The organism is Roseibium aggregatum, assembly GCF_017309185.1.
Lineage (GTDB): Bacteria > Pseudomonadota > Alphaproteobacteria > Rhizobiales > Stappiaceae > Roseibium > Roseibium aggregatum_B.
Genome location: NZ_JAEKJZ010000001.1, coordinates 1,185,651 through 1,200,488, shown reverse-complemented (window position 1 = coordinate 1,200,488; position 14,838 = coordinate 1,185,651). Strand labels below are relative to the sequence as shown.

At 61.8% G+C, this 14,838-nt stretch carries 13 protein-coding genes; 3 read left to right on the top strand and 10 right to left on the bottom strand.

Annotated elements, in window-relative coordinates:
• The first annotated feature begins 37 nt into the window (after positions 1-37).
• Genes JF539_RS05195 through JF539_RS05185 form a run of 3 tightly spaced genes read left to right on the top strand, consistent with a single transcriptional unit; the run spans position 38 to position 2,156 of the window.
• Entirely contained in the window at positions 38-1,021 is a 984-nt protein-coding gene (locus tag JF539_RS05195) for an isopenicillin N synthase family dioxygenase (protein ID WP_207139266.1), read from the top strand.
• 9 nt (positions 1,022-1,030) lie between these two features.
• Positions 1,031-1,420 (top strand): VOC family protein, encoded by a 390-nt coding sequence (locus JF539_RS05190; protein WP_207139265.1) that lies wholly within the window; start codon positions 1,031-1,033, stop codon positions 1,418-1,420.
• A 55-nt stretch (positions 1,421-1,475) separates the two neighbouring features.
• Positions 1,476-2,156 (top strand): cysteine hydrolase family protein, encoded by a 681-nt coding sequence (locus JF539_RS05185; protein ID WP_207139264.1) that lies wholly within the window; start codon positions 1,476-1,478, stop codon positions 2,154-2,156.
• Positions 2,157-2,190: 34 nt separating this feature from the next.
• On the opposite strand, the gene JF539_RS05180 is transcribed toward JF539_RS05185, so the two are convergent.
• The 10 genes from JF539_RS05180 to JF539_RS05135 all read right to left on the bottom strand — a co-directional run bounded on the left by JF539_RS05180 (position 2,191) and on the right by JF539_RS05135 (position 14,747).
• On the bottom strand, positions 2,191-3,180 hold the full coding sequence (locus JF539_RS05180; protein WP_207139263.1) for an NADPH:quinone reductase: 990 nt from the start codon (positions 3,178-3,180) through the stop codon (positions 2,191-2,193).
• Between the two features lie 87 nt (positions 3,181-3,267).
• Complete coding sequence (locus JF539_RS05175; RefSeq protein ID WP_207139262.1) at positions 3,268-3,861, bottom strand: class I SAM-dependent methyltransferase; 594 nt, start codon at positions 3,859-3,861, stop codon at positions 3,268-3,270.
• A 64-nt stretch (positions 3,862-3,925) separates the two neighbouring features.
• The gene (locus JF539_RS05170; protein WP_207139261.1) at positions 3,926-5,104 is read right to left on the bottom strand and encodes an ABC transporter permease; all 1,179 of its coding nucleotides are present in this window, start codon (positions 5,102-5,104) and stop codon (positions 3,926-3,928) included.
• Positions 5,101-6,126: an ABC transporter permease gene (locus JF539_RS05165; RefSeq protein WP_207139260.1), complete on the bottom strand. Its 1,026-nt coding sequence runs from the start codon at positions 6,124-6,126 to the stop codon at positions 5,101-5,103. Before JF539_RS05165 ends, JF539_RS05170 begins: the two co-directional genes overlap by 4 nt.
• Before the next feature lie 219 nt (positions 6,127-6,345).
• Positions 6,346-8,238, bottom strand: a complete 1,893-nt coding sequence (locus JF539_RS05160; protein WP_207139259.1) for an ABC transporter substrate-binding protein — start codon at positions 8,236-8,238, stop codon at positions 6,346-6,348.
• On the bottom strand, positions 8,235-10,121 hold the full coding sequence (locus JF539_RS05155; protein ID WP_207139258.1) for an ABC transporter ATP-binding protein: 1,887 nt from the start codon (positions 10,119-10,121) through the stop codon (positions 8,235-8,237). The genes JF539_RS05160 and JF539_RS05155 overlap by 4 nt, the downstream gene beginning before the upstream one ends.
• A 191-nt stretch (positions 10,122-10,312) precedes the next feature.
• The gene (locus JF539_RS05150; RefSeq protein WP_207139257.1) at positions 10,313-12,190 is read right to left on the bottom strand and encodes an adenylate/guanylate cyclase domain-containing protein; all 1,878 of its coding nucleotides are present in this window, start codon (positions 12,188-12,190) and stop codon (positions 10,313-10,315) included.
• Positions 12,191-12,422: 232 nt separating this feature from the next.
• Positions 12,423-13,007: an NUDIX domain-containing protein gene (locus JF539_RS05145; protein WP_207139256.1), complete on the bottom strand. Its 585-nt coding sequence runs from the start codon at positions 13,005-13,007 to the stop codon at positions 12,423-12,425.
• A 30-nt stretch (positions 13,008-13,037) separates the two neighbouring features.
• A complete protein-coding gene (locus JF539_RS05140) occupies positions 13,038-14,228 on the bottom strand; it encodes a CaiB/BaiF CoA transferase family protein (protein ID WP_207139255.1) in 1,191 nt (396 codons plus the stop codon).
• A 21-nt stretch (positions 14,229-14,249) separates the two neighbouring features.
• On the bottom strand, positions 14,250-14,747 hold the full coding sequence (locus JF539_RS05135; RefSeq protein WP_207139254.1) for a class I SAM-dependent methyltransferase: 498 nt from the start codon (positions 14,745-14,747) through the stop codon (positions 14,250-14,252).
• Positions 14,748-14,838 lie beyond the last annotated feature (91 nt).

The window sequence follows — 14,838 nt, the reverse complement described above, 5'->3', positions numbered from 1 at the left end:
CGCGGCCAAAGTCCTCGATCCCAATGGAGAACAGCCAATGATTGTTTATGAACCGCCCCACGCGGCCACCGAAATCCCCGTGATCGACCTGACCGACAGCTTTTCCGACGACCTGGAGAAGCGCAAGAAAGTCGCCTGGGAGATCCACAAGGCCTGTGTCGATACCGGCTTTTTCTATGTCAGCAACCATGGCATTTCGCAGGAGGACATGGACGCGCAGCTTGCGCTCGCGGCCAGGTTCTTCGACCTTCCGTTGGAAGAAAAGGCAAAACTGGATTCCAAAAACGAGGACTCCACCCGCGGCTATGAACCCATGGCGGCGCAAACCCTGGACGAAGGCTCGCCTCCCGACCTGAAGGAAGGGTTCATGGCCAGCGTCGATGCCGACGAGAACCACCGCTACACCAAGCTGAACGTGCCCGGAACGGGACGCAACCAGTGGCCGGAAAGCTTTCCCGAATTCAAGGAAGAGTATGAAGCCTATACGGCCAAGGTCCTGGGTCTCGGCAGGCATCTCGCGCGCGTCGTGGCCCTTTCCCTCGACCTGCCGGAAGATTACTTCGAGCAGAGCCTGGAAGAGCCCCTGCACTATTGCCGCATCCTGAAGTACCCGCCAATGCCGAAGGACGCCGCCCCGAACCAGCTCGGCGCCGGCGCTCATACGGACTGGGGTCTTTTGACGCTTCTGCTGCAGGACGACGTCGGCGGACTCGAAGTGCGCAACGCCGACGGCAAGTGGATCTCGGCTCCGCCGATCAAGGGCACCTACATCATCAACCTGGGCGAAATGCTCCCGGTGATCACCAACGACCTCTACAAGGCGACCATGCACCGGGTGCTGAACAACACCAGCGACAAGATCCGCTACTCCTGCCCGACGTTCTGCGACCCGGAGTATTTCTACAAGGTGGAATGCGCCCCGACGATCCTGGAAAAGGACGGCGAGGCAAAATACCCGCCCATGACGGCCGGCGAACACCTGCGCGCGCAGTTCGAAAAGACCTTTGGAACGGCGGCGTAAGGCGAAACCATGAACCTCTTGATGCAAGTGAGCCTGTTTTCGGAAGACTTTATCGGCCTGTCGGAATTTTACCGCGACCTGTTCGATCTGCCGGAAGTGGAAAGCCTGCGGTCGGACGTCTTCCGGGGCTACATGTCCGGCGACGTCATGATCGGCTTCAGCGCGCCGGCCGCCTACGAGATGCTCGGTCTGGACGAACGCAAACCGGGTGAAGGCGATCAGACCGCCTTCACCCTGAAATTCGACACGAAGGAAGAGCTCGACGCATGCGTCGGCAATGCAATCGCCCGTGGCGCCACGCTCGTGAAGGAACAGTTCATGACCTATTACCACTGGTACATGGCGGTCCTGCGCGATCCTGACGGCAACGCGATCCGGCTGGCTTGCACGACACCTTAACCCCGGCCGCCGGCGGGCCAGCTCCGCCGGCGCCGGATCGAGAGGACACCATCTCATGAAGGCTCTTGTCTATGGCGCGGAACGGGAAATCCCGGACGATCCCTTCCACCAATGGGTTCAGCGTCCGGATACGGCCGTCATCTCGATCGACATGCATCAGGGGCACCTGTCGGAAGATCCGATGTGCCCCTGCCCCGCGCCGCGCGGGCGCGAGATCATCGCCCCGGTCAACGACTTCCACCGCAAGGCCCGGGCTTTCGGCGTTCCCGTGATCCATGTGCGCTCGATCCTGCGCAGAACCGGAGAAGACGACCTCAAGGGGCAGCACCCCGCCGCCTGGCGAACGCTTGTCTCGCTCTACGCCGATCCCATTCCCGGCATCGACGAACATGCCATCGAGGGCTCCAGGTGGACCGAATTCGCTACGGAAGTACTGGAAACGGATCTGATCGTGGAAACAAAGCGGAGGCTTTCGCCGTTTTACCCGACCGACCTGGATTTCCTTCTGCGCTCCATGGGCATCAAGCGCGTCGTTCTCAACGGCGGCATGACCGACTGCTGCGTTCTCAACGCCACTTTCGACGCCTCGAATCTCGGGTACCGCGTGTGCGTTGCCGCCGATCTCGTGCGCGGATCGAACGAAGACATGGAAGACGCGGCCCTGAAAATCGTCTCCCTGCACACCGGGCTGGTCATGCGCTCGGAAGACATCCTCGCGGTCTGGGCCGAAACCTGAAAAATCCTGGCGGATCTCCCGCCCGGGTTTTGGGTCAGATACTCAAAAGGACCGACCCGGCCCGCCGGCCTTCGGCCACGATGTCGTGCGCCTCGGCGCATTGATGGAGCGGAAGCACCTGTGCGATGCGCAAATCAAGCGCCCGGCGCGTCAGAAGCGAGGTCAGGTTTTCGACCGCGCGCCGGCGTTCTTCCTCGTCCAGCAGATAGACCAGCACAAGATCGAGGGTAACCGCCTTGAACATCAACGGATAGAACGGGATCTGCGGCGACATGTCCTTTGCCGAGCCGTAGGCGGCGATCGTGCCCCGCTCCGCGACGATCCTTGCATTGGTCTCCGCGTTGCGGCCGAACTCCACCTCGACGATCCGGTCCATGGGCCTGCCGCCGGTCGCATCGAGGATCCGGTCGGCAAGATCTGCGTCGGTATAATCGAAGACATGCGCCGCTCCCGCGGTTCGGGCGGCCTCGAGTCCTTCTTCGCCTCTTGCTGAGGCCAGCACGGTCGCTCCGGAAGAAGCCGCCACTTGTACGGCAAGCCGGCCCACCGTGCCTGCTCCGCCGCTGACGAACACGGTCTTGCCCTCGACCGATCCGCCGCCGAGCACGGCATGGCAGGCGGTCAGGCCCGGAATGCCGAGCACCGCACCTTCCTCGAACGTCGTCTCATCGGGGAGTCGAACCGCCTGGGCGGAAGGCAGTGCTATATATTCGGCCGCCGTGCCGAAGGCACGCTGCCATTGCCCGTTCCAGATCCAGACCCGTTCGCCGATCCTGTCAGCCGGAACTCCGGCTCCGACGGCCTCGATCACGCCTGCCCCATCGCTGTGCGGGATAATCTTGGGAAACGGCGGTTTCACCACGCCCGGACGGCCGCCCGCCCGCGCGCGGATATCGGACGGATTCACGCCGGACGTCTTCAGCCGTACCAGAACCTCGCCCTCCGCGGGAGACGGCGTGGGCACCTCTTCCAGCGTCAGCACCTCCCCTGCGGAGCCGAAACGATCATAGGTAATGGCGCGCATGACATTCTCCGCTGATGACCGGCTTGCGCAACAAACGTCCGTGAGAGGCCCGATGGACCTGAAAGCCGGATTTTATGGGTCCGAATCCTATTGGACAGGCCTGACCAGCCGCATGCGCCAGGTGACGCCTTTCTTGTCCGAGACGAGGCGGTAGTCGTCGAGGACTTCCCATTTGCTCTCGTCGCCGGTGGCCTCCCAAAGTCTGTCGATCAGCTTGTTGGCGCCCGATTCCGGCCGTTTCGGGGAATACATGGACAGTGCGATGACACCGTTGCTTTTCAGGAACGGGGCGTAACGGCTGACGACGGCCGCCGGATCGTCGGCGAAGTGCAGCACCTCGTTGAATACGATGGCGGAGAAGCTTTCCCCCGGCTCCGGGGTGAACGTGTGCATGTCTCCGGCCCGCAGTGACGCGACCTCCGGGTCGACGTTGGCGATCTGAAGGGACGCCGGGCTCAGGTCGACACCGACATACCGCTTGATGCCCATCGGCTGCAGGCGTTCGTACAAAAGCCCCTCGCCGCAACCGATATCGAGAACCTCGTCCATGGTTTCGGTGAGCGACAGCCACATGCCGATGATGCCGTAACGCCCGCTTTCCGGCAGCGAACGCAGAAAGGCCCAGCGCCCGGCTTCGTATTCCTCGTCCCAGCCTTCGGCGGTGGTGGCGTTTTTCGACATGTCGGTTTCCTAACGGCAAAGACGGGCCAGGACGGCCCGCCGGGTCATTCCAGTGATTGAGACTTCACTTATAGGGATCGGCGGCGTCACGCAAACCGTCGCCGAGAAAATTGAACGCCAGCACCACGATGATGATCGGGATCACGGGCGCCATCAGCCAGGGATAGACGGTGACGACGGAGATGTTCTGAGCCTCGTTCAGGAGAACGCCCCAGGACACGGACGGACGGCGCAGGCCGAGATTGAGGTAGGAAAGCGCCGTCTCCCCCAGGATCATCGACGGGACCGACAGGGTCGCGGAGGCGATGATGTGGCTGGTGAAGCCCGGCAGCAGGTGACGCGTGATCACCCGTCCGGGCTTGGCGCCCATCAGCACGGCCGCCTTGGCGTATTCCTCCTCGCGCAGGGACAGGAGCTTGGAGCGCACCGCGCGCGCCAGCCCCGGCCAGTCGAGCAGGCCCAGGATGATGGTCAGGCCGAAATAGATCCAGACCGGGCTCCAGGTCACGGGCAGCGCGGCCGAGAGCGCCATCCACAGCGGCAGTTCGGGCAGGGAACGGATGATCTCGATCGCCCGCTGGATGATGCTGTCGAGCCAGCCGCCGAAATAGCCGGCAAGCCCGCCGAAGAAGAGCCCGAGCACGATGGAGATCGTCACGCCGATCAGCCCAACGGTCAGCGACAGGCGCGCGCCGTAGACAAGGCCCGAGAACTGGTCCCGTCCCAGCCTGTCCGTGCCGAGCAGGAACAGCGTGCCGCCCTTCGCCGGACAGAATAGATGGAAGGTGCTGTCGATAAGCCCCCAGAACTTGTAAGGCGCGCCGCCACAGAAGAAGCGGACCTTCTGAACCCGGGTCCGGTCCTCCTCGAAGACCCACTGCAGGGTTTCCATGTCGATCTTCGAACTTATGCCGTAAACGAAGGGTCCGACCAACGAGCCTTCGTGAAAGAGGTGCAGCGCCTGGGGGGGAGCATAGAGGTTGTTGCTGTCTCGCGTGTTTGCTCCGTAGGGCGCGATCACTTCGGCGAAGGGTACGCACAGGTAGAAGAGGATCAGCACGACCCCCGACCAGACGGCAATCTTGTGGCGCTTGAACTTCCACCACATGATCTTCCACTGGGACGCCTGGTAGAAGCGTTCCTGCTCCGCCGTCAGTTCCTCGGTTACGGCCGGATTGAACGGCGCGGGATCGACATAATGCTCGACCTCGCGCGGGGACGTGTCCTTCGTCTCCAGGCTCATGACGAGGCCCTCCCGCCGAGGCGAATGCGCGGATCAAGCACGGCCAGAAGCAGATCGGAGATCAGCATGCCGATCAGGGTCAGGATCGCGACGAAGAGCAGGATGAAGCCGGACAGGAACTGGTCCTGGGACTGCAGCGCGGAGACAAGCACCGGTCCGACGGTCGGCAGGCTCATCACGACGGAAACGATGACCGAACCCGACACCAGCGAGGGGATCAGGTTGCCGATATCGGCGATGAACGGGTTGATCGCCATCCGCAACGGATACTTGACGAGCAGACGGCCTTCCTTCAGCCCCTTGGCGCGTCCCGTGGTGACATACTGCCGGTGCAGCTCGTCCAGCAGGTTTGCGCGCAGCCGCCGGATCATCGCCGCCGTTCCGGACGTGCCGATGACAATCGTCGGCACGATCAGGTGCGCCATGACGGACATGGCCTTGTTGAAGCTCCAGGGCTGGTCGATATATTCCGGCGCCATCAAGCCACCGACGGAGAGGCCGAACCATCGGTTGAAAAAATAGAGCAGGATCAGAGCGAGCAGGAAGTTCGGTGTCGCCAGACCGAAATAACCCAGGAAGGTAAAGCCGTAATCGCCCCAGGAATACTGCCTGGTGGCGGAGAAGATCCCGATCGGGAAGGACACCACGTAGACAAACAGGATGGTGGCGAAGTTCAGAACAACGGTCAGCGGCAGGGTCGGACCGATCACCTGCTCCACCGGCTTGTCGTATTCGAAGGACCAGCCCCAGTTGCCCTGAATGAGGCCGTCGAACCCGTGCGGCCCGGGCCAAAGGCCGACCCAGACGAGGTAGCGCTCGAAAAACGGCCTGTCGAGGGAAAACTCCTTGCGCAGAAATTCCAGTTTGGCGACCGACGAAGATTCACCCGAAGACTTGAGCGCGGCGATCTGGTTGGAGATGTAGTCGCCGGTTGGAAGTTCGATAATAAAAAACGTCAGGAAGCTGATCACCAGCAACGTGGGGACCATCATCAAGATACGCCGGACAATGTAATAAAGCACCTAAACTCCCCTCGAGTCCGATCCTTGATGCTGCGACTTTGGCAACTGCGCTAAAGAGCAACTAATCTTTCAATCATATGCTGAAATTGCCACAAGTGTCAGTCCCCGGCCGAAGCGGTCTGAACACCCCGCTCGTCCCTGTCATGAGAAGGGCCGGTCCTGCGGCACAGCATGCCGCCGGCCCGCCTGGACTGCATGTCCCGCGGGCCGGCGGTCCGGTTACTTCGGGTTCGGGAAATAGAATTCGTCCATACGGTGAATGCCGAACTGCGCACCGGGGTCCCAACCGTAGATGCCTTCCAGCGGCACGTTTTCCACGTCCTTGACCACCACGGGCTGCGGTACCCCCGAGACCAGGCCGATATGGATGGTCTCGTCGGCGTGGATCTGGAGGATTTCCTCCCAGATCGCTGTCCGCTCTTCCGGCGTTCTCGACCCGAGCCAGGCGGTGTAGAGCTCCATCAGGCGTTCCGCCGGGGCCCAGTCCGGCTTCTCGCCGCCTTCGCCCTTGGTTTCGTAGTAGTCGCCCCACTTGTGCCAGGAGAAGGCGTCGCCGCGGACCGGCGCATAGTTTTCCGGCGGCATCTCCGAGGTCGGAATGCCGTTTTCAAAACCGCTCCACACGGACATTACGAGGTCGCCGGTGATCGCCCGCTCGCGCATGTTGTCGCGCTGGCTCGGCTTTGCGAAGAGCTCGATGCCGATCTCCCCCCACATTTCCTTGACGAGTTCCAGAGCATCGTCCTGAACCTGATCCTCGCCGGCGGTTTCGACGATGATCTCCAGCGGCCGTCCGTCCGGCATCAGGCGAGTCCCCTCGCCGTTACGCTTCGTCAGCCCGATTTCGTCGAGGAGCGCATTTGCCTGCTCGGGATCGTATTCGGCCCATTTGGTGGCGAATTCGGCCTTGTAGAGCGGACTGGTGGGCAGGACCGTGTCGTTGACCGGCTTGCCGAGACCGAAGAACAGCACCCGGTTGAGCAGATTGCGGTCGATGCCGAGCGACAGGGCATGGCGGAAGCGTGTGTCGCGCAGCAGCTCGCGCCAGACCGGGTCCTTCACGGTCAGGTTCGGCAGGATCGAGATTTCGGACCCCTTGGAGTTGGACCACAGCGCCGTAACGTAACCGTTCTGCTTCTCGCCCTTCTTCAAGACGGTGATATCGGCAAAGCTGAGATTGCGTGCCTGCAGGTTGCTCTCGCCGGCCTGGGTCTTGGCCGGGATCAGCTTGCCATCGGCAACCGTCATGACGACTTCGTCGATATAGGGCAGCTGCTGACCCGCGCTGTCGACCCGGTGATAGTAGGGATTGCGCTCCAGCACGAAGCGCAGATCACTGTCGTCGCGGTTGCGGACCCAGGGCTGGAGCGACGGCATGTCGACGTTCTTGGCGTTGTACATATCGTCTTTCTTGTTGTGCAACGGCGCCCAGTCGCGGGACTTGCCCTTTTTCGCTTCCGCCGCGATAAAGTCCGGATCGCCGTATTTCTCGTGGAAGTTCTTCAGGTAATGGGCCGGCCGGTAGATGAACGGAGCCCTGGCTTTCGCCAGTTCAGGCAGGAACAGCGGGTTCGGTTCGTCCCAGGTGTACCGCACCGTGGTTTCGTCGAGTACCTCGAATTTCGGCCCCTTGCCGTTCACCGTCAGGAAAGGCGGCAGGCCGGAAGGCGTGAGGCTTTCGTTGCTGGCGATTTCCTCAAAGAAATACCGGAAGTCCTCGGCGCCGAAGGGTTCGCCGTTGGACCATTTATGGCCTTCCCGGGTGTGCAGGGTGAAGATGCGGCCGTCCTCCACTTCGACATCCGCCAGAATGTCCGGGACGAGATCCATCTTTTCGTTGTAGCCAACCAGCCGTGCGTAGCCCCAGACGTTGATCAGACGCACATCCTTGGCCCGGCCGATGAGGGTGTCGAGAGATCCCCCCTGTTTGCCGACCTTGCGGCCCGTGGCCTCGAGATCCACGATCAGGGGCTCGGCCGGCAACCGTTCGGCGACCGGCGGTAGCGACGGATCGAGACCCGGCGTTTCCTTGTATTCAAGCGCGGCCAACGGGCCGGCGATCGTGACCGCTGTTATAAACAGACAGGCCCGAACGGAATTCGTAATCGTCATGCTGCAGTCCCCTCAAGCGCTCCGGTATTCTTAAGACCGGGTGCGCAGACAAAATGATCCGGTTCCAACTCGACAAGAGTGGGTTCCATTTCGTCGGTGAGCCGGAAAGGTTCCGGCCAAAGTTGCGGCTCCGACGCCTGGTTGGCGTCGAGGGCGGCAAAATCCAGCGGTGCGGAAAGGTCCGGCTCGGGCACGGCCGACAGCAGCGCTTTCGTGTAAGGATGGAGCGGGTTGCCGGTCACCGTGCGGGTCTCGCCCAGTTCGACCAACCGCCCCCGGCACATCACCGCGATCCGTTCGGCCACATAATCGACCACCGCCAGATTGTGGCTGACGAAGAGATAGGTCAGGTTGAGATCCCGCTTCAGATCCTGAAGCAGGTTCAGAATCTGCGCCTGCACCGACACATCGAGCGCCGAGGTCGGTTCGTCGCACAAGATGAACTCCGGATTGAGCGCCAGCGCGCGGGCAATGCCGATTCGCTGCCTCTGACCACCGGAGAAGGAATGCGGGTAACGGCGCAGGAAACGGGGATCGAGGCCGACAAGGTCCATGAGATTGCGAGCCCGTTCGGCCCGCTCCTGGGGCGTGCCGATACCATGAACCTCAAGCGGTTCCATCAGCGTATCGTTGATCGTCATGCGCGGATTGAGCGAAGAGAACGGATCCTGAAAGATGAGCTGCACCCGGCGCCGGTAGTCCATCAGATCGGCGCCCTTCAAATTGGCGATATCCTCCAGCCCCTTGCCGCGATTGTAGAGAACCTCGCCGCCGTTGAGATCCAGCGCCCGCAGAATCGTTTTGGCGGCGGTGGTTTTTCCCGAACCGGATTCGCCGACAAGACCGAGGCACTCACCACGGCGGATGGTCAGGTTGATCTTGTCGAGCGCCGTCATGGTCTTGGCCTGCCCGCCCAGCAGCGATCCCTTGCGCAGGGTGAAGGTCTTGGTGACGTCGCGCATTTCAACCAGCGGCTCGCCGGGAGCAACCTCGCAATGGGGGCGGTTGCTGGTCAGGTCTTCCGACTTCAGGGTGATCGGCCGGATCGGAACCAGCCGCTCGTCCTTGTCCATGTGAAAGCTTGGCACCGCGTTCAGGAGCGCCTTCAGGTAGTCGTGCTTCGGATCGTTGAAAAGCTGTTTGGCCGTTCCCTTTTCCATGATCCGGCCGTGGTAGATCACGGCGATCTCGTCGGCCATGTTGGCAACCACGCCGAAATCGTGCGTGATCATGAGCACCGACATGCGCAGCTCCGCCTGAACCTCGCGGATCAGCTTCAGGATCTCCGCCTGGATGGTCACGTCGAGCGCCGTGGTCGGCTCATCCGCGATCAGCAGCGACGGATGGCAGATCATCGCCATGGCGATCATCGCGCGCTGTCGCAGACCGCCGGACAATTCGAACGGATAGGTGTCAAGCGCGCGCTGCGGATCGGGAAACCGGACCAGACGCAGCATTTCCTTTGTCAGTTCACGCGCCTCGCTGCCGGAGACGTTTCGGTGCAGAAGCGCCGCTTCACCGATCTGGTCGCCGATCGTATGCAACGGCGACAGGGACGTCATCGGCTCCTGGAAAATAATCGCCACCCGGTTGCCGCGCAGATGGCGCATCTTGGGGCCCTTGCGTTCCAGCGCCGCGATGTCGACGGGAGGCTCCGCGCCTGTCGGATCCGACAGGAGAACCTTACCGGATGCGATCGACGCGGCCTCGGGAAGCAGACCCATTATCGTCTGGGAAATAACCGTTTTGCCGGACCCGGATTCGCCGACAAGCGCGACGGTCCGGTTTTCCGGAACAACGAAGGAAACATCGTCAACCGCGCGGATCTTTCCCTCCGCCGTGTTGAATTCTACCGTCAGCCCCTCGATCGAGAGAACATTCACCGCCGATTTCCTTCCCCAAAAGACTTATCGGTGAGAGGCCTACTAAGCCCTTGTTTCAGGAGAAAGACAATCAAATTCCCCCGCCGATAGCAATGCAGAATTCTCATGCGTTCTCCTGTGATCCAGGTCACATGCATGATTTCACCGCATCTTATCACGGGCGCGGCCCGACAGGCGCAGGCGCACTGCGTCTATTGCGCCGCGGGAACCGTTTCGGTCTTGGCCATCTGGCGGGCGTCTTCAGCTGGAAACGGATCGATCCAGTAGACGTCCATAAGTCCCTTGCGGCCACGCAGATGGTGCGCACCCACAGGCCGCAGACTGGTTTCGCTCGGCAACTGCGCGACCGTGTCCGCGCTTGCCAGGATCGTGACTTCCGGCTCTCCGGGAACTTCCTTGCCCAAAGTCTGCAGGCGCTCCGCGGCATTCACCGTATCGCCGACAACCGTATAGTTCCATCGGTCGAGCGCGCCGACGTTGCCGACAACGGCCTGACCGGTGTGAATACCGATGCGCAGGGCAAGGACCGGTTCGCCGTGTCCGTTGGCCTTGCGGTTCTCCGCGTGCAGGGCGCGTGCGATCTTCCGGGCCGTTCTGACGGCCGCTTCCGCATGATCGGGACGCGCGTCCGGCGCGCCCCAGAAGGCAAGCATGCCGTCGCCCAGAAACTTGTCCACCGTGCCGCCTTCGGACTCGACCGCCTCGACCAGGATCGCGAAATGATCGTTCAGGACCTGAGCGGTTTCCGCCGCGCTCAAGTGCTCCGACCGCGCGGTGAAACTGACGATATCGGTGAACAGGACCGTCAATTCCGCTTCTCGGGCTTCCGCCGCGTCTCCGCCTCCCAGCCGCATCAGCTTTATGAACAGCGAACGGGGAACGTAGGTGTTCATGGCCTTCAGGCCTTCCACCATCGCGTTGAAGGCCTGGGCAACCTGATCGATCTCCGCGATCCGGCTGCGCGGCAAAGGCTCGACATCGTTCAGGGACAGGCTGCCGACACGCTCGGATTGAACCGCAAGATAGCGCAGGGGACGTGCGACGCGCTTGCCCATCCAGAACGCGATCAGAACGGAAATGACGAGAGCGCCGAAACCGACCATCAGGGACCCGGCCAACCGCCTGACCTCGCGGGAAACGGTCGCTCCGAGAAAATACTGGCCGATGATCATGGGCTTGTCGGTGAAACCGGCGAGTTCCTTGTACATCAGCAGATACTCGTCGCCGCCCGCCTCGACGAAGGAAACGTCGATGCCGAGTTCGGCGGCTTTCTTGAACTCGTCCATCCGCTCGCCGTCCCCGAGAGCGGACAGGACAGGGTCGCCGACGCTTCCGCGCGGACCGGGGAGCCGGTCGGCAATGCTTCCCCCGGTCTGCAGGCGGTCGGCATCCGAATGCATGATGACCTGACCGTCGCCTCCAACGATGAACACGGTGTCGTCGGCACCCTCGTCGAGGGACACGATGATCTCGGCCAGGCTGTCAATGGAACTGGCCGCGGTCAGGAGCGCCACGACCTGACCGTCCCGCACCAGAGGCACGGAGACGTTCACGAACAGTCCCGCCTTGTTCAGGATCAGCGCACCCCATACCGGGCCGCTGTCGACACCGTATTTGGAGATGTCTTGAACCGTCATGCCGGGAGCGGGCCTGTCGCTTTCGATCCGCCACAGTTTCCCGGTCCTTGACCGGAAAATGCCGAGTCTCTGGCCGTCCCGGTCGGTCACTCGCAGTGCCGTGATATCGCGATTGGCGTTCAAGGCGACCGACAGGTCTTCCAGGACACGGTCCGGGCTATCGAACCGGAAGCTTCCATCGTCAAAATAGGTCTTCAGGCCGACGACCGCGTTTTCGACCGATTCGAAATGGGTGCGAAGCTGCTGTTCCAGCGCCTGCGTGCTGAGAATCGTCTTGTCGTTGAGAAGCGAGAAAGTGTTGCGGAAATTAGCCGTCACCGACAAGGCGAGCACCAGACCGATGGCGAGCGCCACGAAGGCGCCGAAACTCAGTCCGACCACGGTTGTCAGAGGCAGCTTTATCCGCCGGTCTTTGCGCTTGGCTCGAGCCATGAGCCGGAAACTCCCTCTGAATTTCAAAGCCTACCGCCTCAGTTGCTAGCGTCAAATTCCGGCAAAATTTCATACGTATCTTAGGGCAATTTCAACCGCAATTCACAGGGGCCCGCCTGACCGGCTTTCGAGCCTGCCCGGTCAGGAGCTTGCCGCTGGGCGATACGCGATATCGTCGCGGGTGCACGACGCCGCCCGGCAGGCCCGACCCGGCCCCGGAGAACCGCGTCATCTAGCCCGCATATCGGCTCAGGGCGAGTTCCTGCAAGAGGATGACCGTCTTGGCATCGCAGATTTCTCCAGCCCGTATCATGCGCAGCGCCTCATTGAGCGGAACATGCAGGACCTCGATGTCCTCTCCCTCCTCTTCTGCGCCGCCACCATCGGAAACGCGATCCGCTTGACGATAGGTGCCCTTGAAAAAGGACAGATACTCGGTGACGGATCCCGGGCTCATGTAGATGTCGTACAGGTGTTCCAGGTTTGAGACGTCGAAACCGGTTTCTTCAATCAATTCGGCGCGCATGCGCTCCTCGGCCCCGGCTCCATCCAGCATGCCGGCGGGCGCCTCGATGACGAAGGCCTCCCGCCCGCCCAGCCAGACCGGCAGGCGGAACTGGCGGGTCAGCAGGACACAGTCGGTATCCGGATCGTGGAGGAGGCAGGTCACGCCGTGCCCACGGTCATAGGCTTCGCGCACCTGTTCCTGCCAGATGCCGTCCTTGCGCCTGTAGTTTATCCTGTATTGGGTCAGCGTGCCCCATTCGTCGGCCAGGACAGTGCTGTCCAGGACTTCGAGATAGTCCTTATTCTTCACGTCATGGCCTCCGAAGCCCGATCTTTGGTCCTATGCCTCGGCAATGCCCTGCGGCACGAGGCCGAGTTCCGCGAGAATTTCCTGCGTGTGCTCGCCAAGCGCCGGCGCGGCGCGTTCAATCACGAGTTCACCGTTTCTGAACGCGATCGGCGTGCGGACCGAAGCCACGGAACCGCCCTGGACACCGGTAGCTGGCAGATCGACCTTCATGCCCCTGTGCCGCACCTGCTTGTCGTCGAAGACGTCCGCCACGGTGTTGATCGGCCCTGCCGGCACGCCTTCCAGTTCGAGTGCCGCGAGCAGGTCGTCGCGCTTGCGGGCCGCAGTCTCGGCAGTCAGAATCGGGATCAGTTCGCTGCGCGCGGCGACCCGGGCCGAATTGGTGGCGAACTTCGGCATGCCGGCAAGTTCGGGGAGCCCGAGCACCGCGCAGAAGCGTTTGAACTGCCCGTCGTTGCCGACGGCAACGATAAGATGTCCGTCCGAGGCGGGAAACACCTGATAGGGCACGATGTTCGGATGGGCGTTGCCCAGCCGTCGCGGCGAAACGCCGGAGACAAAATAGTTCAGCGCCTGGTTGGCGAGGACCCCGACTTGCGCGTCGAGCAAGGCCATGTCCACCCATTCGCCCTCCCCCGTCACCTCCCGGCGGCGCAGCGCCGCCAGAATGCCGATAACTCCGTATAGCCCGGTGAAGATGTCGGCAAACGCCACGCCGATCTTCTGCGGGTCGCCTTCCGGGTCGCCGGTCAACTCCATGATCCCGCCCATGCCCTGGATCATGAAGTCGTAGCCGGCCCGGTGCGCGTAGGGGCCGTTCTGGCCAAAGCCGGTGATGGAACAATAGATCATCTTCGGATTGACCGCCTTCAGGCTTTCATAATCGAGCCCGTATTTCTCAAGTCCACCGACCTTGAAATTTTCGATCACGATGTCGGCGTCGGCCACCAGACGCCGGACGATCTCCTTGCCCTCCGGCTTTCGGAAATCCGCGGTAATGGAGCGCTTGCCGCGGTTGCAGGCATGAAAATAGGCCGCATCCCGGTCTTCACCGGCCTCGTCCTTGACGAAAGGCGGTCCCCAGCCGCGGGTATCGTCGCCCTCCGGGCTTTCCACCTTGATGACATCGGCCCCCAGGTCGGCAAGCGTCTGCCCGACCCAGGGTCCGGCGAGAATGCGGGCAAGTTCGATAACCTTGATGCCTTGAAGCGGCGCGGTCATTGGGCAGTCCTCGGAGTTCTGTCAGGAATTCTTGGTTTTGCGGTAGATCTGGTACCGACCGGGATGGATCCCCTCCGGCTTTTCGATTTCCTCGAAATTGGGCAGGTTGAGTTCCAGGGCCGTCAGAATGTAGCCGCCAACGGCCATACGCTCATCGATCAGGGGTTCGAGCCAGTGAACGATCGCCAGATCGTTGGTCGGATCCGCCGAACCGATATCGATGTGGGCGAAAGACGCCCTGGCACCGACCCTTGGCCCGCAGAAAGCCAGCGTGTCGCGAATATCGCCGAGAATCATGTGTTCGGCATCCGGCGCGCAGCTTGGATGGCAGTTCATGGCGAAATCAAAAACGAAAATTTCCTTTTCGGGATAAATTTCGCGCAGATGGTCGTAGGTCCGACCATTGCCAAGCCCAAGCTCCAGCACCGGCCCTTCCACGGCGTTTACCTCGTCGACCAAATGTTCCAGGAGGATTTTCTGCGACGTCATTCGGCGGATGAAGCTGTCCAAGCGGCTCATGAAGACGGTTCCGTTCGAGTTATTGAGACCCTGACATAGACAAAGCCCCGCCCGAGGTCAAAACACGCGTTCCTAGCGGTCGGATTCAAAA